Annotated in this window: 14 protein-coding genes; 4 read left to right on the top strand and 10 right to left on the bottom strand. The window is 63.8% G+C overall.

The window, feature by feature from the left end:
* The first annotated feature begins 36 nt into the window (after positions 1-36).
* Positions 37-951, top strand: coding sequence for a LysR family transcriptional regulator (locus NAV33_RS06200; protein WP_255977978.1), 915 nt, complete (start codon positions 37-39; stop codon positions 949-951).
* Between the two features lie 320 nt (positions 952-1,271).
* Here the strand turns inward: NAV33_RS06200 and phoU are convergent, their stop codons facing one another.
* The 5 genes from phoU to NAV33_RS06225 all read right to left on the bottom strand — a co-directional run bounded on the left by phoU (position 1,272) and on the right by NAV33_RS06225 (position 8,303).
* On the bottom strand, positions 1,272-1,997 hold the full coding sequence (gene phoU, locus NAV33_RS06205; protein WP_255977980.1) for a phosphate signaling complex protein PhoU: 726 nt from the start codon (positions 1,995-1,997) through the stop codon (positions 1,272-1,274).
* Positions 1,998-2,171: 174 nt separating this feature from the next.
* On the bottom strand, positions 2,172-3,002 hold the full coding sequence (gene pstB / locus NAV33_RS06210) for a phosphate ABC transporter ATP-binding protein PstB (RefSeq protein WP_255977982.1): 831 nt from the start codon (positions 3,000-3,002) through the stop codon (positions 2,172-2,174).
* Between the two features lie 80 nt (positions 3,003-3,082).
* Entirely contained in the window at positions 3,083-4,753 is a 1,671-nt protein-coding gene (gene pstA / locus NAV33_RS06215) for a phosphate ABC transporter permease PstA (protein ID WP_336605354.1), read from the bottom strand.
* A gap of 83 nt (positions 4,754-4,836) precedes the next feature.
* Entirely contained in the window at positions 4,837-7,113 is a 2,277-nt protein-coding gene (locus tag NAV33_RS06220) for an ABC transporter permease subunit (protein ID WP_255977984.1), read from the bottom strand.
* A gap of 218 nt (positions 7,114-7,331) precedes the next feature.
* Positions 7,332-8,303, bottom strand: a complete 972-nt coding sequence (locus tag NAV33_RS06225) for a PstS family phosphate ABC transporter substrate-binding protein (protein WP_255977986.1) — start codon at positions 8,301-8,303, stop codon at positions 7,332-7,334.
* A gap of 219 nt (positions 8,304-8,522) precedes the next feature.
* Here NAV33_RS06225 and NAV33_RS06230 point away from each other — a divergent pair, with 219 nt between their 5' ends.
* A complete protein-coding gene (locus tag NAV33_RS06230) occupies positions 8,523-8,924 on the top strand; it encodes an acyl-CoA thioesterase (protein WP_255977988.1) in 402 nt (133 codons plus the stop codon).
* A gap of 10 nt (positions 8,925-8,934) precedes the next feature.
* Here the strand turns inward: NAV33_RS06230 and NAV33_RS06235 are convergent, their stop codons facing one another.
* Positions 8,935-10,137, bottom strand: coding sequence for a GGDEF domain-containing protein (locus NAV33_RS06235; RefSeq protein ID WP_255977989.1), 1,203 nt, complete (start codon positions 10,135-10,137; stop codon positions 8,935-8,937).
* 169 nt (positions 10,138-10,306) lie between these two features.
* On the opposite strand from NAV33_RS06235, the gene NAV33_RS06240 reads away from it, so the two are divergent.
* Positions 10,307-11,215, top strand: a complete 909-nt coding sequence (locus NAV33_RS06240) for an AEC family transporter (protein WP_336605355.1) — start codon at positions 10,307-10,309, stop codon at positions 11,213-11,215.
* Between the two features lie 16 nt (positions 11,216-11,231).
* Here the strand turns inward: NAV33_RS06240 and NAV33_RS06245 are convergent, their stop codons facing one another.
* From NAV33_RS06245 to recC, 4 genes are all read right to left on the bottom strand, one after another.
* On the bottom strand, positions 11,232-11,681 hold the full coding sequence (locus tag NAV33_RS06245; RefSeq protein WP_255977991.1) for a hypothetical protein: 450 nt from the start codon (positions 11,679-11,681) through the stop codon (positions 11,232-11,234).
* A 134-nt stretch (positions 11,682-11,815) separates the two neighbouring features.
* Entirely contained in the window at positions 11,816-13,669 is a 1,854-nt protein-coding gene (recD, locus tag NAV33_RS06250) for an exodeoxyribonuclease V subunit alpha (protein ID WP_255977993.1), read from the bottom strand.
* A 199-nt stretch (positions 13,670-13,868) separates the two neighbouring features.
* Positions 13,869-17,417: an exodeoxyribonuclease V subunit beta gene (recB, locus tag NAV33_RS06255; protein WP_255977995.1), complete on the bottom strand. Its 3,549-nt coding sequence runs from the start codon at positions 17,415-17,417 to the stop codon at positions 13,869-13,871.
* Positions 17,414-20,725, bottom strand: a complete 3,312-nt coding sequence (gene recC / locus NAV33_RS06260; RefSeq protein ID WP_255977997.1) for an exodeoxyribonuclease V subunit gamma — start codon at positions 20,723-20,725, stop codon at positions 17,414-17,416. The genes recB and recC overlap by 4 nt, the downstream gene beginning before the upstream one ends.
* Before the next feature lie 224 nt (positions 20,726-20,949).
* On the opposite strand from recC, the gene NAV33_RS06265 reads away from it, so the two are divergent.
* A complete protein-coding gene (locus NAV33_RS06265; RefSeq protein WP_255977999.1) occupies positions 20,950-22,635 on the top strand; it encodes a Na/Pi cotransporter family protein in 1,686 nt (561 codons plus the stop codon).
* Positions 22,636-22,666: the final 31 nt, after the last annotated feature.

Below are 22,666 nucleotides of genomic sequence, written 5' to 3' on the forward strand. Positions count from 1 at the left end.
CGATAATCCTGACATTCGGCAAAGGACTTGTTCGTTATGGGAATAAATGACAAAACGGCACTGCTGCCCGGCATGGCCATTTTTGTGCGCGTGGTCGAGGCTGGCAGTTTTTCCGCTGCGGCCCGGCAGCTGGGCACGACCGCCTCGGCAGTGAGCCGTCAGGTGGCGCGGCTGGAGCAGCAGCTGTCGCTGCGATTGCTGGAGCGCACCACGCGCCAACTACGGCTGAACGAAGCCGGCAGCGAGTTCTATGTGCATTGTCGGACGATGCTGGACGCCGCCGATCAGGCACTGGCCATCGGCGAACGGCTGATGAGTGGCCCGCGCGGACTGGTGCGTTTGAGCGTGCCCAAGGCCTACGGCAAGTTCGTCATCAGCCCATTGATGCCGGGCTTTCTGCGGCGTTACGCCGATGTCGACGTGCAGCTGCAAATCAGCGACCAGAGCCCGGATTTGATCGAGGACGGTTTCGACCTGTTGATTCAGGTCACTAATCAGCCCCCGGATGGGCTCGCTGGCAAACCGTTGGGGCCAGTACGCCAGGTTCTTTGTGCGAGCCCGCAATACCTGCAAGAACACGGCACACCCCAGCACCCGCAGGAACTGCTCAGGCACAGCTGCCTATATCTCGGCGAACGTGCGGGCGACAACCGCTGGCATTTCAGTAACGGCGAGCAGCAGGAGGTGGTGACGGTGCGTGGTCGCTATATCAGCAACCACAGCGAGGCGCGGCTGGAAGCGGCGTTGGCCGACCTGGGTATCACCGTTTTGCCGCACTTCACTGCGGCGCAGGGGCTGGCGAAAGGAAGATTGCGCGAGGTGCTGCCGCAGTGGCGCTATACCGGTTCTTACCAGGGCGCGGCTTGGCTGTTGTGGCGGCAGAACCAGCATCTGCCGCCGAAGCAGCGGGTATTGATCGACTATCTAAGCGAGACGTTGGCGCCGCGCTGACCGTCGTGCATAACTCAGTCATGCAGGGTGAAGCAGTTGTGGGTGGGTCGGACGGCGTTCTGCTTCAGCCCACCGATCGGCCTCGGGTGGCTTCTGGTGGGCTGAAGCCCACCCTACGGAGCTGAAGCGGAGCGCCGCCGGCCCACCCGACTAGACCGGGCTTTGGTAGGGTGGGCTTCAGCCCACCGGGTAACCGTTTGATTGGCCGCTCCGAGGCGGGTTCTGCTGCAGCGAAGGGCCTTCCGGTCGACCTATGGTTGCTGATCGCCGAACTCAGCGAGCCGCGACAGACTGCCTGAGCGGACGCCGACGCCTGACCATCAATCGCGCTTGTTGGCGACTTCCTCGGCCATGCGCGTCAGCCCCAGATGACGCACGTCGGTGCCGCGCACCAGGTAGATCACCAGTTCGGCAATGTTGCGTGCGTGATCGCCGATCCGCTCCAGCGAGCGCAACACCCAGATCACACTGAGCACGCGGGAGATCGAGCGCGGGTCTTCCATCATGTAGGTGACCAGCTCGCGCAGTGCGGTTTTGTATTCGCGGTCGACGGTCTTGTCGTATTGCGCCACCGACAATGCCAGTTCGGCATCGAAACGGGCGAAGGCATCCAGCGACTCCTGCACCATCTTGCGCACCTGATCGCCGATGTGACGAACCTCGACGTAGCCACGTGGCGACTCGCCGTCTTCGCACAGCTCGATGGCGCGGCGTGCAATTTTGGTGGCCTCGTCACCGATGCGCTCCAGATCGATCACTGATTTGGAAATGCTGATGATCAGGCGCAGATCGGACGCCGCCGGCTGACGACGCGCGAGGATGCGAATGCATTCCTCGTCGATGTTGCGCTCCATGTGGTTGATCTGGTCATCCACTTCACGAACCTGCTGCGCCAGCCCGGAATCGGCCTCGATCAGCGCGGTGACCGCATCATTGACCTGCTTCTCCACCAGTCCGCCCATGGCCAGAAGATGGCTGCGCACCTCTTCCAGCTCGGCGTTGAACTGCTGGGAAATGTGTTGGGTATGGCTGTCTTTGCTGATCATTTTTTCGCTCCGAGGAGGCTGCCGCTAGGCGGCGCTGGTGCGCAGCGCACCTGGAAATAGTCGAGTTAACGTTGAGGCCCTTGGGAAATTTTCACTGGCGCGGTGGGCGTGCGCTGACAGTACGAGTAGTACGGCAAGCGCGCCCGACAAAGCCAGAGGAGATTTCCCATGGCATCAACCGTAGCGGCCGGTGATGTAGTCCTCTGTCTGTTTTTTCGCCGGATTGGTGAACAACGTATCGGTGTCGCCGTACTCGATCAGCTTGCCCATGTACATGAACGCGGTGTAGTCGGAGACGCGCGCGGCCTGCTGCATGTTGTGGGTGACGATGACGATGGTGTACTTGGCTTTCAATTCGTAGATCAGCTCTTCGACTTTTAGCGATGAAATCGGGTCGAGCGCCGAGCTCGGTTCGTCGAGCAACAGCACTTCGGGCTGTACGGCGATGGTTCGGGCGATGACCAGACGCTGCTGCTGGCCGCCGGAGAGGCCGAGTGCGGACTCGTGCAGGCGGTCCTTGACCTCTTCCCACAGCGCCGCGCCCTTGAGCGCCCATTCGACGGTCTCGTCGAGTACGCGTTTCTGCTTGATGCCCTGGATGCGCAGGCCATAAACCACGTTCTCGTAGATGCTCTTGGGGAACGGGTTGGGCTTCTGGAAGACCATGCCGACGCGACGGCGCAGGTCGGCAACGTCTTCGCCCTTGCGGTAGATGTTATGGCCATCGAGGTTGATCGCACCTTCGATGCGGCAGCCATCGACCAGATCGTTCATCCGGTTGAAGCAGCGCAGCAGCGTGGACTTGCCGCAGCCGGACGGGCCGATGAAGGCCGTCACGCGTTGGCGCGGGATGTTCATACTGACGTTGTGCAGCGCCTGCTTCTCACCGTAAAAGAGGCTCAGATCGGGCACTTCGATGGCCACGGCCTCGTTATCCAGGCTCAGCGCGCGCTTGTCACGACCCAGCGCGGATATATCGATGGAATGCGTCTTTGCTTGTGACATGGAATGTCTCCGTATCGCTGAAGGCCAGAAGTGCGGGCGGCGAATCGTGCAGCGCCGGCCTCCAGCGTGTCTGTCGGCAGTTAATGATCAAGCGCTTTGTATTTTTCGCGCAGATGGTTACGAATGATGACCGCACTGAGGTTGAGCGTTGCGATCACCAGCACCAGCAGAAACGCCGTCGCATACACCAATGGTCGTGCAGCCTCGACGTTGGGGCTCTGGAAGCCGACGTCGTAGATGTGAAAGCCCAGGTGCATGATCTTCTGATCGAGGTGCAGATAGGGGTAGTTGCCGTTGAGCGGCAGGCTCGGTGCCAGCTTGACCACACCCACCAGCATCAGCGGCGCAACTTCACCAGCCGCGCGCGCCACGGCGAGGATCAGACCAGTCATCATCGCCGGGCTGGCCATCGGCAGCACCACCTTCCACAGCGTCTCTGATTTGGTCGCACCGAGGGCCAGCGAGCCTTCGCGCAGGATTCGCGGAATCCGCGCCAGCCCTTCCTCGGTGGCGACGATCACCACCGGCAGGGTCAGGATCGCCAAGGTCAGCGATGCCCACATCAGGCCCGGCGTACCGAACACCGGTGCCGGTGCCGCTTCTGGATAGAAGATGCGGTCGAGCGAGCCGCCCAGTACGTAGACGAAGAAGCCCAGGCCGAACACGCCGTAGACGATCGACGGCACGCCGGCGAGGTTGTTCACCGCAATGCGAATGATGCGGGTGAGCAGGCCCTGTTTGGCGTATTCACGCAGATAGACCGCTGCGATTACGCCGAACGGAGTGACGATCACCGCCATGATCAGGGTCATCAGTACAGTGCCGAAGATGGCCGGGAAGATACCGCCTTCGGTATTCGCCTCCCGCGGTTCGTCACTGACGAACTCCCAGACCTTGGCGAAGTAGAAACCTATTTTGTCGACCGCCGACATGGAATTCGGCCGGTAGGCGCGCACGATCTTGCCGAGGCTGAGCTCCTTTTCCTGGCCGTCCATGGTGCGCATGGTGATGCTGTCGCGATTGAAACCCTCGTAGAGCGAGATCAACTCGCCTTCGAGCGACTTGTACTCGGCGTCCCACTCGGCGCGCTCGGCGTCGAGCTGGGCCTGGGCGGCCGCGTCGAGCTGACCGTCGAGCTCCAGCTTGCGGGTTTTCAGGCGTAGGCGCTCGAGGCCATAGTTGATGCGCCCGATGTCGACCTGCTCCAGCCGAGCGATCTGCGCATGCAGTTCATCGATGCGCTCTATGCGCTGCTGCAGCTCGGCCCAGGCTGCGTCACCTTCGGCGACCAGTTGGCCGCTTTCCTTGACGTTCAGCAGCTCGCCATAGAAGTTGCCCCACTCGCGACGCTCCAGCGCGACCAGATCGGCAGGCTTGCGCTGGTTGCTCAGCCATTCGCCGATGACCCAGGAGAAGTCCGCGCCATAGACCTCGCGGTTGCCCACTTTCAGCAACTCGCGCGTCATGAACTCGCCGCCCTCGACATCCACCGGCAGGCCACTGGCGGCCAGACGAGCGCGGGGTACCTCTTCGGCCTGTACCACCTCACCGGCCATTACTCGCGGCTCGGCACCGGGCACCTGATAATCAGCGACCACGATGTCGGCCGGCCAGAAATGCTCCAGCCCGCGCACGGCGATCACCGCCAGCAGGCCGAGGGTCATGATCACGGCGATGGAAACGGCGCCAGCGTTCATCCAGACCCAGGGGCTGCCGCTCTTGATCCAGGTTTTCAGCGAATCCTTTTTCACGGATCGATACCTTTGTCGAAATCTTGTCGCAGCCGTCACCAGCTGCGTCCTTGCACGCCCGCAGGCGTGCCTTTGTTACAGGCTTACAGGCTGGCGTACTTGCGGCGCAGGCGCTGGCGGATCAGCTCGGCCAGGGTGTTCATCACGAAGGTGAACATCAGCAGCACCATCGCGGCGAGGAACAGCACGCGGTAGTGGGTGCTGCCCACTTCCGACTCGGGCATTTCCACCGCGACGTTGGCCGCCAGGGTGCGCATGCCTTCGAAGATGTTGGCTTCCATGATCGGCGTATTGCCGGTGGCCATCAGCACGATCATGGTTTCGCCCACCGCACGGCCCATGCCGATCATCAGCGCCGAGAAGATGCCGGGGCTGGCGGTCAGCAGCACCACGCGAGTGAGCGTCTGCCATGGCGTCGCACCGAGCGCCAGCGAACCCAGGGTGAGGCTCTTGGGCACGCTGAACACGGCGTCTTCGGCGATCGAATAGATCGTCGGGATCACTGCGAAGCCCATCGCCAGACCAATTACCAGAGCGTTGCGCTGATCGAACGGAATGCCCATGTCGTTGGACAGCCACAGGCGCATGTCACCGCCGAAGAACCAGTTCTCCAGATGACCGCTGACAGCCAGGGAGCCCCAGCCCACCGCCAATATCACCGGAATCAGCAGCACCGCTTCCCAGCCATCCGGCACGCTCAGGCGGACGTTTTCCGGCAGACGGCTCCATAACCAGCCCGCCAGCAGGATGCCGATCGGTGTGAGCAGCAACAGGCTGAAGATGCCGGGGAGGTGGTTTTCCAGATAGGGGGCGAGAAACAGCCCGGCGAAGAAACCAAGGATTACCGTCGGCAGCGCTTCCATCAGCTCGATCACCGGCTTGACCTTGCGGCGCAGCGCCGGGGCCATGAAATAGGCGGTGTAAAAGGCCGCGCAGATAGCCAGCGGCGCCGCCAGCAGCATGGCGTAGAAGGCTGCTTTGAGGGTACCGAAGGCCAGCGGTGACAGGCTCAGCTTGGGCTCGAAGTCGCCGGTGGCGGAGGTCGACTGCCACACATAGTCAGGCTCCGGATAGTTCTCGTACCAGACCTTGCCCCACAGCGCGCCCCAGGAAATTTCCGGGTGCGGGTTGTCGATCACGAAGCGCTGCAGCTGATCACCCGACTCCACCAGCAGGCGTGTGGCCCGCGGCGACAGGGCGGCAACTGCCGCGCCATCGGCGACCTGCTCTGTCAACAGAGTGCGGTGCGCGGTGCTGTGAAAAATCCCGAGGGTACCGGCGCCATCGAGGGCGAGAAAACCTTTGCGGCGCTCTTCGGGAATGATCTGGGTAATCGGCTGGCCGTCCAGTTGGAAGTTGCGCACGTTCTTCAGTTCGGACTGACCATCGTCGCCACGCACCATGAACCATTGACCGATGCCACCGGCCGAATCGCCGACCATCAGCGAGATGCCCCCGAGCAGCGATGCGACTGTGGTGATTTCGCCCTTGCCATTGAGCAGCTTGTAGCGGCCGTTGAGCTGTTTGCGGCGCAGATCGAACACATCGACACTGGCGCGGCCGCTCACAGCGAACAGCCACATATGGCGCGGATCGATGCGCAGCGCCTTGATCGGCTCGGAGAGTTGCGGCAGATCCAGACGTTCCTGCTCCAGGCTGGTTTCGCCTGTCATCAGGTTTTCAGTAGCGGATATCTTCAGCGCCTGTAGCGCTCCATCGGTAGCGCCAGCGACCATCAACGTGTCGCCATTCAAGCTGACCGCAGCGTGAGCGATCGGACGCCCCTGTGGATCAAGCTGCAGCGGCTCCTGGCCAAACGGATAGTCCAGCTGTGGCGTGATGGTTTTCTTGCCGTTCGGGTAGCTGATTTTGTAGTTGTGCTCGGCGACCAGTACCTGGCCGTTGTCCAGGCCGAGTACGAAGCGGCGGTTACCCGGGGTGTCCTGACCGATCGACACGATACGGCTGCCGGCAGGCAGTGGCAGCTCGATGTCGCGCAGAGATTCGCCGGTCTGGACGCTGAAGAAGCGCACCTGGCCATCGCTGCCGAGGCGCATCGCGACCTGATTCTGCTCTTCCATCGCCAGCAACAGCGGCTCGCCAGCATCGGCCAGCCAGGCCGGCTGCTGCGCGTCGCGCGCCTCCAGCTCAGCCCCCTGAAACATGGGCAGGACGACCTGGGCGAGGTAGAAGAAAATGAGGGTGATCGCGCCGAGCACGGCGAGGCCACCGATGGAGACATACCAACGCGCCAGGTTGTCTTTCAGCGCGCGGATACGGCGCTTGCGTTGCAGAGCCGGTGTATTGAAGTCCAGCCGTTGCACATCGGAATTCGCGCTCATGGTCTCTATATCGTTCATGCGAAGGTCCTGGCCGTTCAGGCCGCTGAAACTGCTGCGCTCAGTTGGGCGCGAGTCGTTTTCCGCTGGCTGCTGATGGCCGGTCGGGCGCCTAATCTAATCAAGCTGTGTGACAGAAAAATTACAGCAGGATGACGCGACGACGCCCACCAGCGCGAAAAGCGTGGCGGGCGTTGTATTCAGGCTCGCAGCAGGTGCGGCAAGCCTGACATCGGGTCTTAGTTTTCCAGACCCAGTTCCTTCAGCGTCTTGTCGACGACTTTCTTCGGCAGCGGGATGTAGCCGTCCTTGACCACGACTTCCTGACCCTGCTTGGAAAGCACCAGCTTGAGGAACTCGGCGTCGATCGGGCTCAGCGGCTTGTTCGGCGCCTTGTTGACGTAGACGTAGAAGAAGCGCGCCAGCGGGAACTTGCCGGCCAGGGCGTTTTCTTCGTTGGCTTCGAAGGCTTCGCCACCTTTGGACAGGGGAACGGCGCGGACGCTGGAGGTCTTGTAGCCAATACCCGAGTAGCCGATGGCGTTCAGGGTGCTGGAGATCGACTGCACCACCGAGGCCGAACCTGGCTGCTCGTTGACGTTGGGCTTGAAGTCACCTTTGCACAGAGCTTCTTCCTTGAAGTAACCGTAGGTACCGGATACCGAGTTACGACCGAACAGCTGAATAGGCTTGCTCGCCCACTCGCCGGTCAGGCCAACATCGCCCCAGGTGGTGATGTCTTTCTCGCCGCCGCACAGGCGGGTGCTGGAGAAGATCGCGTCGACCTGCTCGATATCGAGGCTCTTGATCGGGTTGTCCTTGTGCACGAACACGGCGAGGGCGTCGATGGCGACCGGTACCTCGGTCGGCTTGTAGCCGTACTTCTCTTCGAAGGCCTGGATTTCGTTGTCCTTCATCGGACGGCTCATCGGGCCGAGGTTGGCCGTGCCTTCGGTGAGTGCCGGCGGCGCGGTGGAAGAACCGGCAGCCTGGATCTGAATGTTGACGTTGGGGTAGCTGCGCTTGAAGTCTTCGGCCCACAAGGTCATCAGGTTGGCCAGGGAGTCGGAGCCGACGCTGGACAGGTTGCCGGAGACGCCGGAGGTCTTCTCATAAGTCGGCAGTGCCGGGTCAACCGCGGCAACTGCGTTTGCAGCACCTACGCCAGCGGCTACGAAAGTCAGGGCCGCCATCAAACGATTCAGTGTCATACCTTGCTCCTAGCAGGGGTGTGCTCGAGTGTGTTGGAACGGGGGCCATTGTCTGCAGGCCGTGTGAACACTCTATGAACGGAATATGACAATCTGGTGACGATCAGTAACTTGCTCCATGTGGTCGCTGCGGTCACGTACAGCCGCTATACTCGGCCCCGGCCTGCACTACCGCGGGTTTTTCGCGCCTGAACAACAATCGCGCCGCGAGTCCGACCGATGAACGAATACGAACAGGAAGACCCAATTCCGCAGGGCGATCTGGCCCTCCAGCTGACCGCCTTGCCGCGCGAAACAAACGGCTTCGGTGACATTTTCGGTGGCTGGCTGGTATCGCAAATGGATCTGGCCGGAACCGCCATGGCCAGCCGCGTTGCCGCTGGCCGCGTGGCAACGGTGTCGATCGACCGCATGGCCTTCATGGTTCCGGTCGCCGTGGGTGCGCAGCTATCGTTCTATACGCAGACGCTGGACGTCGGGCGCAGCTCGATTCGCATGCTGGTAGAAGTCTGGAGCGATGACCCACTCTCCAGCGAATGGCGCAAGGTTACCGAGGCGGTGTTCGTCTTCGTCGCCATCGACGGCAGCGGCCGCACCCGCCCGGTTTCACCGCGCCGCTAAGCACCAACGATCACGCCGCCTTCGGCTGTGCGGCATACACGGCGTAGCGATTCTTGCCAGCCTGCTTGGCCTGGTACAGCGCAGCATCGGCAGCCTGATAAAGCTGCTCGGGGGTATAGCCCGGCTGCAGCATGGCGACCCCGACGCTAGACGTGACATTTCCGCTATGCGCCGAAGCCGGATGTGGCAGCGCCCGGTCGGCGAGCATCGCCAACAGCTGACTGGCGATCGTTTGCGCCGACTCGGCGTCGCAGTGATAGAGCACCAACGCAAATTCCTCACCGCCGACCCGTGCCGCCAAGTCCAGCGGCCGCCGCGCGAAGCGCCCAAGCAGCTCGGAGAATTCTCTGATCAACGCATCGCCGGCCGGATGGCCGAGGTTGTCGTTGTAACTCTTGAAGTCATCCAAGTCGAGCAGCAGCAATGCCAGCGGTTGGCGCTCGCGCCGCGCCTGCAAAAGCGTCTGCTGCAGCGCCATGTCGAAGCTGCGGCGGTTGGCCAGCCCAGTCAGCGCGTCGTGTTGTGCAACCCAGCCCAGCAGCTTGCGCATGAGAAATTGCTCACGCTGCGAATATTCGTGGACGTAACGGCTGATCGCCCCGAGTACCAGCAAAATCAGGTAATAGCTGACCGAAATCCAATGCACTTGCATTTCGCTAGCCGAAAGAATCATGGCGGCGATCAGCACATCGAACAAGACGATCGCCGCAGCGCAGCTCAACGCGCGCCAGAACGTGATGCCGAGAAAGAAAAACGAACAGACGATCAGCAGACCGGCACCGTAGCGAAAGGCGAGCTCGGGCTGCATCGTCTCGTACTGGATATCGATCCGCGCGGCGACCAATCCAATCAGCACGATAAATAGTGGAAATAGCCGATTGGCGATGACCCGTGCGCGCCTGTAAAAAAGGGTCACTACCAGAATCGCCATTCCAGGCATCATCTGTAGCAGGCGTAGCAAGGTCAGCTCGCGCAGCCAGCCCGGGTCCGAATGGGCGAACAAATGCCGTTCGACGTACAGATAACCGCCGACCACCAGAATCAGCAGACAGGCGCCAAGCTGCTGCGCCAAGCGGGCTTGACGGTTCAGGTAGCGGCGAAACTCGCGCTCCAGTTCCGGCGCAAATGACAGGCGGCGAAAACCTTCGCGTAGCTGCGTCCCGTAGGGCGTATCCCGAAAATCTTCGGCGGACTGGTTCTCGAGAAGTTGCATCGATGGTGCTCATGTACAGGCGCGACGCATGATATCACTTAGATATCATTGCGCTCGCTTTCCCGATGAACGCACCCAGTACCGCCGACTTTGCGCTGCCCACGTCTAGGTTGCGGTCGCAGGCGCGACACTCCACTATCCACCCACCTGCACCACTGGATGTATACGCGTGACTGTCCTTCTTCTCGCTCTCTGGCCCTTGTTCGCCCTGATTATTGCCGGCTATTTTTTGCGGCTGCGTGAGTTTCCCAGCGAGGCTTTCTGGCCTGGCGCAGAGCGAATCAATTACTTCGTCCTGTTTCCTGCGCTGCTGTTCAGCAGTCTGGCCACCGCACCGCTGGACAACCCCGCGCTGCCGCGACTAGCCGGGGCGGTAATGCTGGGTCTGGGGTTGGCATGGCTCGCGCTGCTGATAATGAAGCGCGTACGTGGCTGGCCTGCCGCTCGCTTCGGGGCGTTTGCCCAAGGCGCGCTGCGCTTCAATACCTACCTCGGCCTTGCGGTGGTCGGCAGCTTTTTCGGCAAGGAAGGCCTGGCAATGGCCGCACTGATGCTGGCGTTGATGGTGCCGACGGTGAACGTCATGTCGGTCTGGGCCCTGACCGCCGAACGTGGCGTCAGCGTGCGCTCGCTCCTTCTGCCGATCGTCAAGAATCCGCTGATTCTTGCCTGTCTGACCGGTGCCCTGGTCAATTTTTCCGGCTTCGGCCTTCCTTGGGGCATTGACCGCCTGCTGAGCCTGCTGGCCGCCGCCAGTCTGCCGCTGGGCCTGCTTTGCGTAGGGGCGGCCTTGAAGCCGAAGGAGTTGGGCGGAGAAATTCCAGCGCTGGGCTGGAACAGCGCGCTGCGGCTGATGGCCGTTCCGTTGCTTGCCTACGCCGTGGCTCGCCTGCTCAGCCTGCCGGCGATGGAGACGACGATCATTGTGCTGTTCTTCGCGCTGCCCACCGCACCGACCGCCTATGTGCTGACCCGCCAATTGGACGGCGATAGTCACCTGATGGCGGGCATCATCACCCTGCAGACATTGTTAGCCGCCGCCAGCCTGCCGCTGGTACTGACACTGCTGGGCAGCTGATCCGTTGATGATCGGCCTAGCGCACCACTTGGCTACGTAAAGCGCGTAGCAGCAAAAGCGCCATACCCACACCAAAGGTAGCCAGTACCAGCAACGGGCCAAGATGGCCAACCAACTCCTGTAACCAGACCAGAAGGCGTACCAAGACACCCAAGCGCCTGCCGGCGGCATCGGGATCGGTCACGTAGGCGCCCTGTTCCCATATTTCGTAAGCCGCTTTGAGCGGTAACAGGGTCAGCGGAATCAACACCAGGCAGATCCAGTAACCCGTCCGGCGGCGCGGGCCGAGCAAGCCCCAAGGTTGATAAGCGGCGCGAATCAGTTGGAAGAAACAAACGGCGTAATAACCCACCAGCAGCAGGAAGACCCCATTGGCCAGCGATGGCGCGAGCCAGACAGCGCGTAGCGCAGCGCCCGCTAGCAGCAGGCTGAGCAAGGCCCAGGTGGCAAAGAAAAGCTTTTTCATCGGTTGTTCCGACTGTCGGGTTTTGCAAAGACGCATCGGAACAGATTTCAGCCGCGTAGATGTAAAACCGCTTCACGGAAACGGGTAGCTAGGCGCGGCGATTTGCGGGCTTCGATCACACTAGCCATCCGGTGTCAGAACAGGCTGAGCTGGTCGCCCGGTGGTGGCTCGCTGGGTAGGCGTTCGGCGAACGACTCGGCAGTTGCCTGCCGCGTTCCGTCCAACGCGAGGCGATCCGCTAGTCCCGCCGCTCGCTCGGCACGGGTTGTCACCGCCTCGGCCAGACGCGCCGGCAGCGCCCAGATTTCCACCTTCTGTTTGGCACGGGTAATCCCGGTGTAGAACAGAGAGCGCGTCAGCAGCGGGCTGGGCTGCTCCGGCAGCGCCAACAGAACTTCGGCGAACTCCGAGCCCTGGCTCTTGTGCACGGTCATCGCAAAGGCGCTGTCGTGGCTCGGCAGCCGCGCCGGGGCGAAGCCGCGATATCCCTCGTCCCCCTCGAAAAACACGCGCAGGCCGTGCTCGGTTTTCAGGCACAGGCCGATGTCACCGTTGAACAGCCCCAGCGCGTAGTCGTTCTGCCGGACCATCACCGCACGACCCGGATACCAGCGTTCGCGGGCCGGCACGCCGAGGCGTCGCTTGAAGCGCGTCTCCAGCGCCTCGTTGATGCCGGTGACGCCAAAGGCGCCCTCACGCTGAGCGGTCAGCGCACGAAAGCCGTTGAAGGCAACGAACGCGCCCGCCGGGTCCGCTTGCCGTGCGGCCTGCAGGTAAGGCGAGTAACCCTGCTCCAGCCGTTCGATCAGCGAGGTGGGGCTGGGTGCCGCGTTCCAGGCCAGATCGGCGCGATCTTCTTGCAACAACGCGACGGTGCCTGTGGCGTCACCCCCGTTGATCCGCCGCGCCAATTCGCCGATGCCGCTGTCACCGGCGAAGCGATGGCTGTGGGTCAGCAGCACCACCGCGTCGCCGAGGCGCGAGCGCGGCGTCTCGACCGGCACTTGTTGGCCGGTGATGCGCTGCAGATCCATCGCCGCCTGGGCGTCGAAACCGCGCCCCTCGCAGAGTTCGGCGAACACCGCGCCGGCCTCCACCGCCGCCAATTGATCCTTGTCGCCGAGCAGAATCAACCGCGCCTTCGGTGGCAATGCAGCGACCAGCTTGGCCATCAGCGCCAGATCAACCATCGACGCCTCGTCCACCACCAGCACGTCCAGCGGCAGCGGGTTGGCCGCGTCGTGACGCACCCGAGGGCTGTCGCCGCGGCTGCCGAGCAGCCGATGCAGCGTGCGCGCCTCGTCCGGCAGCGCGTCCTTGAGCGCATCGCTTATCGGTAAATTGGTCTTGGCATTGCGAATCGCCTCGGCCATGCGCGCCGCCGCCTTGCCAGTGGGCGCGGCCAGACCGATGGCGAGGCGCTCGCCCCCAGGCTGCTCCAGCAGCGCCGCCAGCAGCCGCACCACAGTGGTGGTCTTGCCGGTGCCGGGGCCGCCAGAAATCACTGCCAGCCGACGGCGTACCGCCTGCGCCGCAGCCAGACGCTGCCAGTCCGGGCTTTGCTGGTTGAAGGCGAACAGCCGCGCCAGGCTTTCGCTCAGCTGCTGTTCGTCGACCTCCGGCGCATCTGCCGCACGCAGGAGCAGCTGCTCGGCCAGTTGCTGTTCATAGGCTTGGTAACGGGCCAGGTAGAGGCGGTCGCCAACGAGCGTGAGCGGGACGTATTCATCGGGCCCACCGACCAGCGGGGATAGCTTCAGCTGCTCACGCCAGCCAGCAAGTGGCGGCAGGCTGACATCGTGATCCGGCCAGGGACGCTTGCCGGCCAAGCTCCCCAATAGCAAACAAACGTCGCCGTTACCAAGCGCCTCGCAACACAGCGCGGCGCCGAGCAGCACCGGCTCGGATGCCATCGGATCGAGGCGCCGCAAACTGTCAATGAAGGCACGCTCCAACGGGCCGAGCGGCAGGTCCGAGCGAAGCGTCATTGCGCGTCCCTCCACGCGGTAGGCATCGCGCCGTTCAAGCGGTGGGCTGAAGCCCACCCTACAGAAAAATTGGAGCGCGCCGGCTCCAGGCTTGCCACCCGTAGGGTGGGCTTCAGCCCACCAAAACGTGCAGCACCCCATATGCGTTGCGCTGAAGCAAACCTCCGCTCGCCCCACTTCACAGAACATGCTTCTCGCATCATCTACCCTCCTCGAACAGCCGATCCAGCGCATCGAGCAGCGCATCGTCCGGCCGTGCAAAGTACACGCCCGCCTCGGGCATGCCGCGCAGGAACAGATAGTAGGCGCCGCCCAGCTGTTCGTCGCGGAAATCCGCCAGGCGCTGGCGCAGGAAGCGGCGCAACGCTACGAGATAGATCAGGTATTGCAGGTAGTAGTGCTCGCCGGCCAAGGCGTGCAGCAGTCGCTCGCCGCCGTAGTAGCTGGCGTCCGGGCCGAGCCAGTTGGACTTGTAGTCGGCGATGTACCAGCGGCCGTCGTGCTCGAATGTCAGGTCGATAAAACCCTTGAGAAAGCCTTTGAGGCTGTCGAACTCCAGCCGCGCCGCCGCCTCGCGCAGAGGTGCGGCAAGGCCGTTGGCCGGATCAGTCAGCAGCGTGCGCAGGCGCGTCACATCGAGATCCTGAACCGGGAAGGTGAAGCCCAGTTCGGGCAGCCGCCGTGCCGATTGCAGACGGGCCAGGGTGAGGCCGGCGCCGTCCAGATCCGTCTCCAGCATCTTTTGCAAATGGGCCGTGGCGATGTCCTTCCACTCCAGCGGCAAGCCATAGGCCTGCAATGCCGGCTCGACCAGCGCCGGCAGCTCGCCCTTGCCGCGCGCCCAGTCTTCGAGGATCGCGTGCAGGCAGGTACCGGCACGGGCGCCGCGAGGGAATGCGAAGAAGCCGTTGCCCGGCTCGCCGGCATTGGGGATCGCCAGGGCGTCGCGGTCCGGCGCTTCCATATGCATACCAGCAGCCAAGCCGGAAAAACTGCCGATACGCCAGGCGCTGTGCAGGCTGCGGTTGAGCTGCGATAGTTGCTGCGGTGGCGACGCACGGCCCGGTCCCTGAGCGTTCGTATCGCGCTGTTCGAGTGGCAGGCAGGCCATGCTGCCCTCGCTTCCCTGAACCAGACGCTCGATCGCCAGACGCAGGGCGCCGCCGTCGAGATCAGCCAGATGATGGCCCAGCTCGGTCAACGGCTGATCACCTGGGAGTTCACGACCGTGCAGCAACCAAGCCAGGGCGCTGCTGTGCAGACCTTCGTCCGCTAGGCTGCCATCCTTCTTCGGCTTGCACAGACACACCGGGCCCCAGTGCAGCCAGAGCCGATCACGGGCGCGGGTCAACGCGACGTAGGCCAGGCGCAGCTGTTCGGCGAAGACTTCCTGGCGGGCACGTTCGAGGTTCTCCTCCAATTCGTCACTGCCTAGATCCAGCAGCGGTTGGCCGCTGGCATCATGGCAGCGGGCGCTGTCGCGGTTCTTGCCGAGCAGCTTGCCGTCCCAAAGGAAGGGGCAGAAAACCAGCGGATATTCCAGGCCCTTACTGGTATGGATGGTGACGATCTGCACCCGCTCGGCATCGCTTTCCAGGCGCAGCAGCGCTTCTTCACCCGCGCCTTCGCTGCTGCGCTGCATGTTGAACCACGCCAGTAGCGCTTCCAGCCCCGGGCGCAGCAGGCTTTCAGCCTGCAACAGCTCGCTTAGGTGCAGCAGGTTGGTCAACCGGCGCTCGCCATCGACCCGTGCTAGCAGCCGCTCGGCCACTGCCTGCTCGTCGAGCCACGCTCGGAAGACGCGCATGAAGCCCTGCTGTTGCCAGAGCTGGTGGTAACGCTCGGCGGCTTCACGTTCGGCGTCCCACTGCTGCTGATCGTCCTGGCAGCGGGCGAGATCGGCGGCGCTGCGCCCCAGCAGGCGTGTGGCCAATGCATAGCGCAGCAAGCCTTCGCGGCCGGGCTCGGCGTAGGCGGCGAGCACTGCGGCGAGCTCCGTGGCCTCCTCGCTGCGCCAGACGCTGTCGCGTCCGCGACGCACACTCGGCACGCCGCGCGCGGACAGTTCATCGGCGATCATCCCGGCCTGACGATGGTTGGCCACCAGCACAGCGATATCACCACCTTTCAATGGCGTAAACGCGCCCTCCTTATCGAAACCGGCACGGCCCTCGACGGCGCCCGCCAACTGAAGGGCGATGCGCCGTGCGGTGTCGCTCGCGGCCAGTTGCGCTGCCTCGCCCTTGCCCAAGGGATCGTCGCCCAACCAGACCAGCGACAGCGGTGCCGCATCGCCCTCCTCCACCAGACGCAGGCTGGCCCGCGGTTTGTCGGCGGCGCCTACCGGCGGGTAGCGCAGGCCATTTTGTGCAAACGGCTGCGGATGGTCGAACAGCTGGTTCAGCGCGTCGATCAGCTCAGGCGTCGACCGGTAGTTGGTCGGCAGGTTGAAAGGTTCGCGATCCGCCTGTTGCTTGGCGGTCATGTAAGTCGCCAGGTCCGCACCACGGAACGCGTAGATGGCCTGTTTAGGATCGCCGACGAAACACAGTGAGGCCTCGCTGGCCTTGGCATAGATGCGGTTGAAGATGGCGTACTGGATCGGATCGGTGTCCTGAAATTCGTCGATCAGCGCCAGCGGATAGGTAGCACGTAGCGAGGCCGCCAGGTCTTCGCCGACCGCTCCTTGCAGCGCCTGATCCAGGCGATTGAGCAGGTCGTCGAAAGCCAGCAGTCGCTGCGCCGCTTTACGCTCCGGCAGTTCGCGGTTGAGCCGTTCGAGTAGCGCGACCTGCAGCGCAATCAGCCGCTGCTTGCCTGCCGGCAGCGCCTCGGCCACCCGGTCGGCCAGCTCGTCCAGCGCATGGGCCAGTTCGCACACTGGCGCGTCGAAGCCCTTTTTGCAGGCCTTGCTCAAGGCGCGTACGCCAAACTTGGCGGCGCCGTCGGGCAGATCGAACATCACCGCCGGATCGGCGAAATAGGAGTCCAGTTCGGCCCGCCACGGTTCGAACTTGATGCTTTTATGGGTGCTCTGGCTCAGGCCGCCGTGATCTGACAGCTCGGCGACCCAGCCTCTTCCAGCCTCGCGCCACAACGCGGCGGCATGCTGCCAGGCCGCTTCGGCCGGCCGCAGGTCGGCTGCAACGGGCGCATCCTGCGGCTCAACGCGCAGATAAGGTTTGCCCAGATGACTGCGCAGCCGCTGGCGCAACCACAACGGGGTAATCCGGCTCTTGGCCAGAAAGCGCGCCCAGGCCGGGTCGGCTTCGGCCAGCTCGCTACGCCAGGCATCGGCGAGCAGTGCGTCGATGATCTCGCGGTCGTCGGCGGTCAGCTCGCTGTCGAAATCGCCGCCGGCCTCGAAGGCCGCGTCCTGCAGGGCACGCTGGCAGAAACCATGGATGGTGAAGATCGCGGCCTCGTCGAAGCCATGCACAGCCAGCAGCAAGCGGCGGCGCGAGGCTTCGTCCGGGTAGCGCGCATGGAGGCGGTTGAGGAAGTCGTCGCCGCTCGGCGTGCCTTCGTACACCGCCAGCAGATCGGCGAGCCGCGCGCGGATGCGCTCGCGCAGCTCGGCGGTCGCAGCGGTGGTGTAGGTGACCACGAGGATCTGCCCCACCGACAACTGCCGCTCCAGCAGGAGCCGGGCATAGAGCGCGGTGAGCGTCCAGGTCTTGCCGGTGCCGGCACTGGCCTCGATCAGCGAGCGGCCATCGAAGGGCGAATCGAGCAGGTCGAGCTTCATTCTTCTTGCTCCTCGTTGGCCAACGCATCCAGAGCCGGGCCGATCAACTGTTCGGCCAGCGTTTCGAAGCGCTCGTCGAGCGGATCGCGATCGCGGAAGGCCAAGGCATTCCATGGGTCTTCGGACTCGGCGGCGATGGGGCTGAATTCAGCACCCAACCAGGCTTCGCGGGCGCGTTTGCGTGCGGTATCGAGCGGTTCGCTGCCGCGGCTCGGGTTGCGATAACCCTTGGCGAAGGCATGGCTGCTGCGCGGCAACAACGGCAGCGGCTCACGGATCGCGCAGCGATAGGCGGCGAGCCAGGGTTCGAGCAACTGCGCCGCGTTCGCCAGCGGCCCCAGCTGCCAGTCGCCGGCCGGCGAGAGCATCAGGCTGTTGCGCTCGATGCCCGCCGTAGCGGACAGATTGAGCAGTAGATGGCGCAGCCAGAACGGCGGCAGGTCCCATTCGCCGAGACGGCCCAGCTTCCAGCCGAACAGCCCGCCGGGGGTCACACCGTCGAGCCAGCCATGCACGCGCACGCCCGCCAGGGTGATGTCCACGGCCAGCGGTTCGGGTACCGCGTCGGGACGCAGCTCGAACAGCCGCGGCGCAAAGGCGCGCACCGGTCCACGCAGCTTGCCCCACAGCGCCTGGCCCAGCTCGCCGGTGGGTAGCCAGCCCGCTGCGCAGGCCATGCGGCGCTCATCCTCGTCGCTCCAGTGATGTTCCAGCGCTTGTAATGACAGCCGCCGCAAGCCGTTCCAGGCGGGCATTTCCAGGTCGAAAGGTTCGTCGCTGGCGAGCGATTCCTGCGCATCGGCCAAGCGCAGACCCAGGCGCTGTTCGAGCAGGAAACGAGCAGGGTGACGGAAGCACTGCAACAGTTGCGACGGCTCGATGGTCAGCCAGGCCTCGTCGGGCTCGGCCAGCAGACTGGCGAAGGGCTGCGTGCTGGTCTGTGGCGGCTCGGCCAGGCGCTGGGCGGCGCGAAACCAGGGCAGCGAATAGCCAGCGCAGGGCGCGTTGGCGAAGTTGCGCGGCGAGAACGGCTGCAACGGGTGGGCGATGAGGATCTTCTCGCTGGCCTTGGGCTCCTTCGGCTGCGAAACATCGGTGTTGGCGGGTTCGCGAGCAAGCTCGCTCCTACAGAGAGCGGTCATGTCGATGGCTTCCAGCACTTCGCTGAGCAGCACCGACGGTGGCAGCACGGCGTTGTCCCGCGGGTCGCGACCGACATAGGACAGGTACAGCGCCTCGCGCGCCGAGAGCAGGGTTTCCAGCAGCAAGTAGCGGTCGTCGAGTCGCCGCGCACGATCGCCACGACGCGGGTGACGGCCGATCAGGTCGAAGCCCGACGGCGGCGTGCGCCGCGGGAAGGCGCCGTCGTCCAGACCAAGCAAGCAGACCACACGGAACGGCAGGCTGCGCATCGGCACCATGGTGCAGAAGGTCACCGCACCGGTCAGGAAGCCAGAGGCGCCGCCGCCCTGCTGCAATGCGGCGCTGAGTTGTTGATGCACCAGTTCCAGCTCGATGGGGCGTTCAAGGTCCGCCGCCTGCGCTTGGTCGCGCAGCGAAGCACAGGCCTGGGATAGCAACAGCAGGGTTTCGCCGGCCTCGCGTTCGTCGAACAGGGTATCGAGCAGCACTTGCAGATCGTCCGCCCATTCGGCCAGCGGGCGTGGCCGGGCCAGCTGATCGGCCAGTTTGCCGAGGCGCTCGACGAACTCCACCAGCCGACCCAGCAGCTGGCCCCGCGCACCTTCCAGCGCATCCAGCGGCCAATGCTCACCGAGCAGCGGCGCAGAATCGCCGGCCAGTTGTGGTGGCGCGGCGAAGCCGAGCATCAATCGATCCAGCCCTTGGCGCCACGTAAAGGCCGGTTCGTCCGGCAAGCCCAGACGCGCCCGCTGACTGCCATCGCGCCCCCAGCGCACACCCGCCTCGCGCAGCCAGTCGCGTAGCAGTGGCAGATCTTCGCTTTCGATCCCGGCGCGGCGGGCGATGGCCGGTTGCTCCAGCCAGGCGAGGATTTCTTCGGCGGCGAAGCGACTCTGCGCCAGCATCAGCAGTTCGAGAAAGGCCTCGATCAACGGCACCTCGGCGCGCAGGCTGCGGTCGGCGAGGCTGTAGGGAATGCGCGGACTGCCCTCGCGTGGCGCGAACACCGCTTCGATGAATGGGGCGTAGCGCTCGATATCGGGGGTCAGCACCACCACTTGGTCCGGGCTTAGCGCCGGGTCGGCGGCAAAGCGCGCCAGTAGTTGGTCGTGAAGAATCTCCACCTCGCGCAACGGCGAATGGGCGATATGCACTTCCAGCGAGCGATCACCTTCAGCCAGCGTCATGCGCTCGTCGGGCTGGCGGGTGCGCAGGCGCAGGATGTCGTTCTGCAGCGCGTGCAACAGGCTGTCGTCGCGCAGGTCTTCGTCTTCGGAATACAGGCCGATTTCCTGGCTGCCTTCGCTCGTCGCAAGGCTGAACAGCGAGTCGAAGAAGTCCCGGCCCTGTTTGCCCAAGCTCGCCAACAGCGGATGGCCGACATCCAGATACCAATCGTCTGCACCGCTTTCCGGCTGTCGCGCCAGCTCGCGAATATCGCGGATTTCGCCCCAGGCTTCGCGGCTCGGGTTGAGCGCGCAGACGACCACGTCGATATGCCGGGCCAGGCCATCGAGCACACGCAGGTGGTGCGGCGGCAGGCTACTGATGCCGAATACCAGGAGCCGCTCGGGCAGGCCGGGCAAGGGTTCGTCGTCATAAAGACGCTGCAGCAGATCGTCGAGCAGACGGGCGCGATGCGGATGGCCGTCCTTGGTCAGTTCACGCCAGAGCAGCGCTTGCCAGGCTTCGTCGGGGCCCAGGTCACGAGTTTCGCCGCGCTCCCAGGCGGCCAGCCAGTCGTCGCGGTAGAGCAGGTATTGATCGTAAACATCGGCGATCTTCGCCGCCAAGGACAAGCGCCGCCGCTCGTCGCCACCGTCCAGGTATTGCGACAGGCGCGGCGCTAGTTCGAGGTTGGCCGGCTCGCACAGCCAGCCATAGAGACGCCAGGTCAGGGTCGACGGGGAAAACGCCGATTGCTCCGGCAGGCTGCCCAGCACCGTGCGGCTCAGGTCCCAGACGAACTTGGCCGGCAACTGCATTTCCAGCTGCATGGCGATGCCTTGCTTGCGCGCCAGTTCCAGTGTCAGCCAGCGGCCCATGCCCTGGCTCGGCACCATCACCAGCGCTGGCGCGAAGGGGTCGCTCAGTGGCTGGGCGAGCAAGGTGGTCGCCAGTTCGCCGAGGGTTTCCAGATCGGGGGCGTGGTAAAGGCTTAGCATGGGCGGACCGCGTCGAAATGAGATAAGTAGGTTACAGGCCACCTGCGTAACGAGCGAGTGACACCGGCCAGTTTGCTCTAAGCCTGCGACAAGCTGTGTCGCGCCTGTGAATGACAGTTCCGTGAACGGGCCAACTGCCTCAGGGTCAACCGAATATCCCGCGATGTGTATCGCGCCGCTCGGCGCTATTTGGTGTCGTTGTCTTTCGCCGGAGAAACCGCCTGATGTTGACGTTGTTGCACCTGCTGTCTTCCATCGCTCTGCTGATCTGGGGTACGCATATCGTGCGCACCGGCATCATGCGGGTCTATGGTTCGCATTTACGGCGGCTGCTGGGCCACAGCATGGCCAATTCCCCGCTGGCATTCAGCGCCGGTATCGGTGTCACCGCGTTGGTGCAAAGCAGCAATGCCACCGCGTTGCTGGCTATATCCTTTGTCGCTCAGGGGCTGATGGCGCTGCCCACTGCGTTAGCGATCATGCTCGGCGCGGATGTCGGTACGGCGCTGATGGCACGCGTACTGACGCTTGATCTGTCATGGCTGTCGCCGTTGTTTACGCTGGTCGGGGTCTGCCTGTTTCTGTCGCGTAAGCAGACCCGTGCGGGCCAGCTTGGCCGCGTGCTGATCGGGCTGGGGCTGATCATCCTCGCCTTGCAGCTGATCGTGCAAACGGCCGAGCCAATCACCGAAGCGCGCGGCATGCGTGTGCTGTTCTCGTCGCTCGCCGGGGACACTCTGCTCGCCGTGGTCGTGGGTGCGGTGTTCGCACTGCTCTCCTATTCCAGCCTGGCAGCCGTGCTGCTCACTGCGACCCTGGCCAGCGCAGGCCTGATTAGCCTGCCGGTAGCCCTCGGCGTGGTCATCGGGGCGAATGTCGGCAGCGGCGTGCTGGCCTGGCTCAACGCCAGCCCGCAACCGGTACCGGCGCGTCGGGTGGCGCTGGGCAATCTTCTTTACAAGCTCGCCGGATTGTTGGTGTTGCCGTTTCTGCCGGTACTGGTGAGCTGGATAAGCACGCTCGGGTACAGCGCCGAGACCGACGTGATCGCCTTTCATCTGGCCTACAACTCGCTGCGCTGCCTGCTATTGCTGCCGACCGTGGGCTTGATGTCACGTCTCTGCGAATGGCTACTGCCGGAGCGTGTGCTGGACAATGGCATCGCCCAACCACGCCACCTCGACCCCACCGCGCTCGATACGCCGAGCCTGGCGCTCGCCAATGCCACGCGCGAAACCCTGCGCATCGGCGATCTGGTGGAAACCATGTTGGCGCGCCTGCTGGAGGTGCTTCGTGAGGATCGGCCGGAACCAGGCGAGGAGATCCGTCGCCTGGACGATGACGTCGATGCGCTCTATAGCGGTGTAAAGCTCTATCTGGCGCGGATGCCGCGTGAGGACCTGGCCGAACAGGAAAGCCGGCGCTGGGCGGAAATCATCGAGTTGGCGATCAACCTGGAACAGGCCGGAGACATCATCGAGCACATGCTCGGCAAGGTGCAAAACATCAAGACATCCAAGCGCCGCTCTTTCTCCGACAGCGGACGGGACGAACTGGGCCAGCTGCACGCCCTGCTCAGCGCCAACCTCGCGCTGGGCCTGTCGGTATTCCTGTCCGGAGACTCGCACAGTGCGCGGCAGCTCTTGCAGCAAAAGCGCCAGTTCCGTAAGCGCGAGCGCGAGCTGGCCCACGCTCATGTGCACCGGCTGCATCAGCAGGTGGTCGAAAGTATCGAAACCAGCGCCGCCCACTTGGAGCTGATCGCCGATATGAAGCGTCTGAATTCGCTGTTCTGCAGCGCCGCCTATGCCGCGCTGGAGGGCTCGGGTGGCGGCAAGGGCCGATCCGCGGCAGAGGCAGACCGCGATTCGCTTACCGTCAAGCATCGGCTGCCCGGCAAGCCGGCCTAAGACGGAATTGGCGGCCTTCGCCGCGCTGGCC

The sequence above is a fragment of the Stutzerimonas stutzeri genome (assembly GCF_024448715.1).
Lineage (GTDB): Bacteria > Pseudomonadota > Gammaproteobacteria > Pseudomonadales > Pseudomonadaceae > Stutzerimonas > Stutzerimonas stutzeri_AR.